This is a genomic window from Parvularcula maris (assembly GCF_024505085.1).
GTDB classification, from domain to species: Bacteria; Pseudomonadota; Alphaproteobacteria; order Caulobacterales; family Parvularculaceae; genus Parvularcula; species Parvularcula maris.
In genome coordinates this window covers 492,567-499,732 of the sequence record NZ_JANIBC010000002.1, presented here as the reverse complement: position 1 = coordinate 499,732, position 7,166 = coordinate 492,567, and the positions used below count along the sequence as shown (strand labels likewise).

Annotated in this window: 4 protein-coding genes and 2 pseudogenes; all 6 read left to right on the top strand. The window is 63.0% G+C overall.

Annotated features, from left to right (window positions below):
• Positions 1 to 364: pseudogene (locus NOG11_RS05665) on the top strand (polymorphic toxin type 24 domain-containing protein); the annotation flags it as partial.
• A gap of 9 nt (positions 365 to 373) precedes the next feature.
• Positions 374 to 691, top strand: coding sequence for an immunity 53 family protein (locus NOG11_RS05660; RefSeq protein WP_256618722.1), 318 nt, complete (start codon positions 374 to 376; stop codon positions 689 to 691).
• Positions 692 to 1,254: 563 nt separating this feature from the next.
• Positions 1,255 to 1,893, top strand: coding sequence for a hypothetical protein (locus tag NOG11_RS05655; RefSeq protein WP_256618721.1), 639 nt, complete (start codon positions 1,255 to 1,257; stop codon positions 1,891 to 1,893).
• Between the two features lie 63 nt (positions 1,894 to 1,956).
• Positions 1,957 to 3,403, top strand: a pseudogene (locus tag NOG11_RS15130) (class I SAM-dependent DNA methyltransferase).
• A complete protein-coding gene (locus NOG11_RS15125) occupies positions 3,400 to 4,764 on the top strand; it encodes a restriction endonuclease subunit S (protein ID WP_370468228.1) in 1,365 nt (454 codons plus the stop codon). Before NOG11_RS15130 ends, NOG11_RS15125 begins: the two are co-directional and overlap by 4 nt.
• Positions 4,765 to 4,768: 4 nt before the next feature.
• Positions 4,769 to 7,144, top strand: a complete 2,376-nt coding sequence (gene hsdR, locus NOG11_RS05645; RefSeq protein WP_256618718.1) for an EcoAI/FtnUII family type I restriction enzme subunit R — start codon at positions 4,769 to 4,771, stop codon at positions 7,142 to 7,144.
• Positions 7,145 to 7,166: the final 22 nt, after the last annotated feature.

Genomic DNA, 7,166 nt, shown 5'->3' with positions numbered 1-7,166 from the left:
GAACCGGATCGACGCCACCTACAACCTCACCGTCGCCGACTTCCACACCTACTTCGTTGGCGAAGAGCGCGTGCTGGTGCACAACTGTGGCGGCGCCGGACGGGGCGGTAATCGTCTAAAACCGGACCCTGATGCTTCTGGCGAACATTCGACAGTCAAACGCGACGGAGACGGGAATGTGACAGGTCATGCTCAGTGGCGACCGAATGACAAAAACCCGACGGGCTTTGATCAAGTCAAGCGTGTCGATGTCACTGGAAAGCCACACACGAACAAGGATGGAACTTCAGTCCCCACCCCTCACGTCCATGAAAAGGGCACGAAAGATGTTCGTCCTGCACGAACTGACGAGCTTCCAAAGTAAGGGCTGACAATGAGCAAGCCGATACCCTTTAAACAGGATCACTTAGCTTGGATCGAAGACTGGTTCACTCGTCAGTGCGACGGCGACTGGGAACATGAGTATGGGATCAAAGTGGAGACGTCTGACAATCCCGGATGGATCGTCGAGATCGACTATGTCGGCACCTATCTCGAAGGCAGGAACTTCCTAACCGTCGATATCGAGCGAAGCGAAAACGACTGGCTGAAATGCCGGATCGAGAGCGGTAAGTTCAAGGGTTCGGGAGGCCCGAGAAACCTTGCGGAGGTTCTCATAACCTTTCGTCACTGGGCAGAAACCCAAACCTGATCTTCCCCAAAGAGCATCGTCTTGTTCTCCCGTTGATGGCCCGGCGTGCCGCTTGTGCCTGATCACACACAACGCACGTGGTGCTTTGGGCGCTCTGTGCCAGTGTTGGTGCGGGGTTGAGGGCTCGTCCGGGATCGTCGCGCTGTTCGGTTATCGGTATCCGATGGGTGCTGGAAGCCAGCGGTTGAGCGGTCTACGGCGGATACGTGGTGTAGCCCTGATGCGCCGGAGATGCACCGATCCTCGGAATGCCCGTTCTTGGTGTGCTGGTTGCTCCTCACACGCGGGGTCGGTCTGTTCCCTTCTTCAGCTGCTGACAGGTCCCGTCATCGCCGAAGAGGGGGTAGCTCGGCGGCCTGATTGGGGCTGTGCTGTGGTCGCCTCATTAGCCGCTGCTAAGGTAGAGCGGATCGGGTCACCGGCGTAGGTGCAGGCAGAACTGCTACTGACGGTTTTATCTGCCGTTTTCCGCTGCCAATCCAACAGCGCCGCCCCCGCTCAACCTGAACAGTTCTGAACATCTTCCCGCTCGCCCCGGAACGGGCCAGACTTCAACTTTCCACATGATTGCCAGAAAGCAGGAAGGGCTGAACGGCATGGGCGGTTACGGATCGGGGGCGGCGCGGTCGCGGTGCGCGACCAAGACGAGCGAGCTTCTCAGCATCGACCTTGCGGACCTTCGCCGCTGGGGGGTGCTGGACCATCTGAAGAGCGAGGGGGGCGGCTTTCGCGCCGGTACGCTGACATGGTCGCGAGGCGGGCACACCCATTCCACGATCAGCTATCAGGTGGACGAGGACGCCTTCACTCTCATCTACCGCACCCGCCGCCCTGGTGAGGAGTGGCAGGATAAGCGACAGCGCATCGGCTGGGCCTTCACCGGGCAGAAGATGGGCGGGCAGCGGCGCTGGTTCTCCTGCCCCTCCTGCCATGCCCGCGCCCGCGTTCTCTACGGCTCGCCCTTCGCCTGCCGAAGCTGCCACCAGGCGACCTACGAAAGCCAGTACGAGCGCTTCCGCGTGCCGGGGCTCGCATCGGCCATGCGGGTACGCGAGAAGCTGGGAAGCGACGACGGCATCCTCGACTTCTTCCCGCCAAAGCCGAAGGGGATGCACCAGAAGACCTATGACCGCCTGCGACAAGCGGACTGGCAGGTTGCCGAGCGGCTGGAGGACGTGCCGCGCGGGCATGGCCCCGGCTAACCTCTTCGCTTGTCCGCGGGCACGCAGCGCGCCACTCTGTCCGCTTGGTTAGACAGTGGTGCCATGTACGAGAACGCGTTCAACAAGATCGACCGTGCCCTTCGCAACGATGAGGGCATGTCGTCGGAGCTAGACTATGCCGAGCAGACCTCCTGGGTCCTGTTCCTGAAATACCTCGACGACCTCGAAAGCGAGCGGGCGGACCGGGCGGCGCTGGAGGGTAAGGACTACTCCCCCACCCTGGAGGAGGGCTACCGCTGGGCCGATTGGGCGGCGCCGAAGGATGCGGACGGCAGCTTCGACCATGACGCGGCGATGATGGGGGACGACCTCATTGCCTTCGTGGATGATGAGCTCTTCCCCTACCTCTCCGACTTCAAGAGCGCGGACCCCTCGACCCTCGCCTACAAGATCGGCGAGGTCTTCACCGAGATCAGGTCCAAGTTCCGCTCCGGCTATTCCCTTCGCGACGTGCTGGACGAGGTCGATGCGCTGTCCTTCGGCACGCAGGCCCAGCGGCACGAGCTGTCCTCCCTCTACGAGGACCGCATCAAGCGCATGGGCAATGCCGGGCGGAACGGGGGCGAGTACTACACCCCCCGCCCGCTCATCCGCGCCATGATCGAGGTCCTGCAGCCCAGGATCGGGGAGACGGTCTATGATGGGGCGGCGGGGTCGGCAGGCTTCCTGTGCGAAGCTTATGAGGCGATGGAGAAGCAGGCCAGAACGGCGGCCGACCGCGAGCGGCTTCAGAACGAGACCTTCTACGGGCAGGAGAAGAAGTCCCTCGCCTATATCATCGGTGTGATGAACATGATCCTGCACGGGGTCGAGGCGCCGAACATCCGCCACACCAACACCCTGACCGAGAACGTGCTCGACTACGGCCCCGCCGACCAGCACGACGTGATCCTCGCCAACCCGCCCTTTGGCGGCGGGGAGCGGAAAGAGGTTCAGCACAACTTTCCCATCCGTAGCGGCGAGACCGCCTACCTCTTCACCCAGCATTTCGTCCGCAAGCTGAAGGGCGGTGGGCGTGCGGGCGTGGTCATCAAGAACACGGTGCTGAGCAACACGGACAATGCCAGCGTTGCGCTGCGGCGGGAGCTATTAGAGGAGTGCAACCTTCACACCATTCTCGACCTGCCCGGCGGCACGTTCCAGGGGGCGGGGGTGAAGACGGTGGTCCTGTTCTTCGAGCGCGGCGAGGCGACGAGGCGCATCTGGTACTACCAGCTGGACCCAGGCCGGAAGCTCGGCAAGACCAGTCCCCTCACCGATGACGACCTCGCCGATTTCGTCCGCCTGCAGAAGGACAAAGCGGATAGCGAGAAGAGCTGGTCCGTGGAGGTAAGCGACCTCGACCAGGACACGCTCGACCTCTCCGTGCGCAACCCCAACGCGCCGGAAGCCGCCCCCCCTGCGCAGCCCCGAGGAGATCATCGACGTTATGCTGGCCCGCGACGCCGAGACGGCGGCGATCCTGAAGGACATCAGGGGGATGCTGTGAAGGCAGGGTGGGCTGAGGTGCCTTTGGGGGAGTTGTGCAGCACTTTTACAGATGGCGACTGGATCGAAACGAAGGACCAAGCTCCTGAAGGCATTCGGTTGCTGCAAACTGGCAACGTGGGGTCGGGCTACTTCAAAGATCGTCGCGAGAAAGCACGCTTCATCGACTATGAAACATTCGACCGTTTGTCTTGTACGGAAGTTGTGCCAGGCGATATTCTTGTCTCGCGATTGCCTGACCCGGTTGGAAGAGGCTGTATCGTCCCCGAAACTGGCGAACGAATGATAACGGCCGTAGACTGTGCCATCATCCGAACAAAGCCAGGCGATGCGGAACCTGCATTCCTAACCTACTACATGCAATCCGTATCGTACCTACGTGCTGTAGACGAACTATGTACTGGGACCACACGTCGCCGCATCAGCCGAAAAAATCTTGCAAAGGTTCCCGTCCCCCTCCCCCCGATCGAGGAGCAGCGGCGGATCGTGGCGGTGCTGGACGAAGCCTTCGAGGGCCTAGCCCGCGCCCGCGCGAACGTCGAAGCGAACGTGGCGGACGCGGAGGGGTTGTTCCTTTCCGCGCTTCGGGGAGTGTTCCGCAACGAGGCTAGGACTTGGACCGCTGGGCGAACCCCCGAGCGTGTGTCCATGAGGGAAGAAACCGACACCAAGAACGGTGCAACAAGAACGGGCGGGCGCGGAGCAACGCTGCGACCCATTACGGGAGACTACTCCCTTTCTGTCCTCGCGCCTGAAATCGAAGCTCGACCAGGCTGGCGCTGGAGTAAGCTCACTGATCTAGCAAGACTCGAGTCCGGCCATACACCAAGCCGCAAACGTCCTGACTGGTGGGGCGGCAATATCCCGTGGGTTGGGATCAAGGACGCACGCGGTGCGCATGGCAGCGTTCTGACGACGACGAACGAGAATACGAACGAAGAAGGTATTGCGAACTCTAGCGCTCGCATTCTCCCCCCAGGGACGGTCTGTCTTTCCAGAACGGCGTCAGTTGGATACGTAACGAGGCTTGGTGTCGCAGCGGCCACGAGCCAAGACTTCGTCAACTGGGTTTGTGGCGAAGACCTGTTGCCGGAATTTCTTCAACTTCTTCTTCTCGCTCAAGGGGAGGCGATACGCCGGTTCGCAAGTGGATCAGTCCACCAAACGATCTATTATCCGGAAGTGAAAGCATTCTGGGTATGTCATCCTTCCGTGGAAGTACAAGCCGCAATTTGTGAGGCTATGAACGAGGTGCGTGAAGCCAGCGAGCGCGGGGAGGCATGCTATGCTGCCCAACGCAACGACCTCACCGGCCTGCAATCCTCCCTCCTCTCCCGCGCCTTCGCAGGGGAGCTGACCTGACCCCATGTCCCATGCCGACGAGACCGAAGCCGAGACGCGGCGCGAGAGGATCGACCCGGCGCTGAGGGCTGCGGGCTGGGACGAGGCGCCTGCCCGCGTGCGCTGCGAGACCATCGCCAAGGGGCGGCTTCAGTCGTGTGGCAGGCGGGGCAGGCCGACGGTGGCGGATTATGTGCTGGAGGTTTGCGGCAAGTACCTCGCCGTGGTCGAGGCCAAGCGGGCGGGGCTCTCCCACCGCGAGGGGCTGCAGCAGGCCAAGGACGATGCGGGCAAGCTCGGTGCGCGCTTCGCCTACTCCACCAACGGACGCGCCTGGTACGAGATGGACCTTGAGACGGGGCAGGGACGGGACGTCGAAGCTCCGCCCACCCCGGACGGCCTGTGGGACCGCGCCTTCCCCCCTCGCACCCAGAGCGCTCAGCAGACGGACTGGCGCGGGCGCTTCGGCGTCATCCCCTTCGCCGAGGACGGCGGCAAGTGGGAGCCGCGCTACTACCAGTACCGGGCCATCGACGCGGTCTTGGAGCGTATCGCGCGGGGCGAGAAGCGCATCCTCCTGACCCTTGCCACCGGCACCGGCAAGACCGGCATCGCGGTGCAGATCGCCTGGAAGCTGTTCCAGGCCCGCTGGACCAGGGACGGCGAGGGCGGACGGCGGCCCCGCATCCTCTTCCTCGCCGACCGCAACACGCTGGCGGACCAGGCCATCAACGCCTTCAGCGCCTTTCCTCAAGACGCCGTGGTGCGGATCGAGCCGAAGGAGATCAAGAAGGAAGGCAAGGTGCCGAAGAACGCCAGCCTGTTCTTCACCATCTTCCAGACCTTCATGACCAAGCCGCCCAAGGATGATGACGAGGACGGCGCGGACACGGACGAACCCGACTTCCGCTTCGGCGAGTACCCGCCGGACTTCTTCGACTTCATCGTGGTGGACGAGTGCCACCGGGGCGGCGCGCGGGACGAGTCGAGCTGGCGCGGCATCCTGGAGCACTTCGCCCCGGCGGTGCAGTTGGGCCTGACCGCCACGCCCCTGCGTGAGGACAACCGCGACACCTACAAGTATTTCGGCGAACCCGCCTATGTCTACTCGCTGAAGGAGGGGATCGAGGACGGCTACCTCTCCCCCTTCAAGGTGCGCCAGATCGCCAGCAGCCACGATAACTGGGTATGGGACGGGGACGGAAAGGTGCTGTCCGGGCAGGAGCCGGAGCTGGGTCAGGTCTTCGAGGAGCGCAACTTCAACCGCACAATCGAGATGCCCGCGCGCGAGCGCTCCCGCGTCCGCCAGTGGCTGCACGCGGTGGATCAGAGCGAGAAGGCCATCGTCTTCGGCGCGACCCAGCGGCACGCGGCTCTCCTACGCGACCTCATCAATGAGGAGGCGGGAAGCACGAACCCCAACTACTGCGTCCGCGTGACCGCCGATGACGGCGCGAGGGGGGAGGAGCTGCTGCGCACCTTCCAGGACAACGCGAAGACCATCCCCACCGTGCTGACGACCTCGCAGAAGCTCTCCACCGGGGTGGATGCGAGGAACGTCCGGCACATCGTCCTCCTGCGGTCCGTCACCAACATGGTCGAGTTCAAGCAGATCATCGGGCGCGGCACACGGACCTTCGACGGCAAGGACCACTTCACCATCTGGGACTTCGTGAAAGCGTCGGAGCTGTTCGAGGACCCCGAATGGGACGGCGAGCCCGAAGAGAAGATCAAGGGCGCGGGCGGCGGGAAGCCCGAAGGGGAGGACGCTGAAGACCAGCCGGACGAGGAAACGGAAAGCGAAGAGGAGCGGGACGGTCCCAGCGAGCCTCTGGTGGTCGAGCTGCCCAGCGGCAAGGCCCACGCGATCAAGTATATCGGCACGACCCGTTACTGGCTGAAGGGCGAGTCGGTAAGCGCGGGGGACTACATCAAGCACCTGTTCGGCGATCTTGGTAAGTTAGCCCCGGACGAGGACGCCCTGCGCAACGCATGGCGCAACCCTGACCGACGTGAGACGTTCCTGGAGGCACTGGCTGACCAGGGCTATGCGCGGGATGATCTGGAGACGCTGCGCTCCTTAGTGCAGAAGCCGGGCAGCGACCTCTTCGACGTGCTCGCCTATATCCGCTTCGACCTCGACCCCAAGGCCCGCGCCGAACGTGCGGACGCGGTGCGCGAAGGAGGGTTGTCTGGCTTCAGCGAGGAGATGCGAGTGTTCCTGGAAGGCGTGCTGACCTCCTACGTTCGAGAAGGGATCAGCGAGCTAAGAACCGGCGCGCTGGCCCCTGCGCTACAGAACAGGTATGGCGGCATGGGCGAGGCGCGGGCCAAACTGGGTGACGTTCGCGCCATCCGTGATGCCTTTATCGCAATGCAGTCGAGCCTGTATGATGCCTAAAGAAGCCTGCCGACGATCGTCT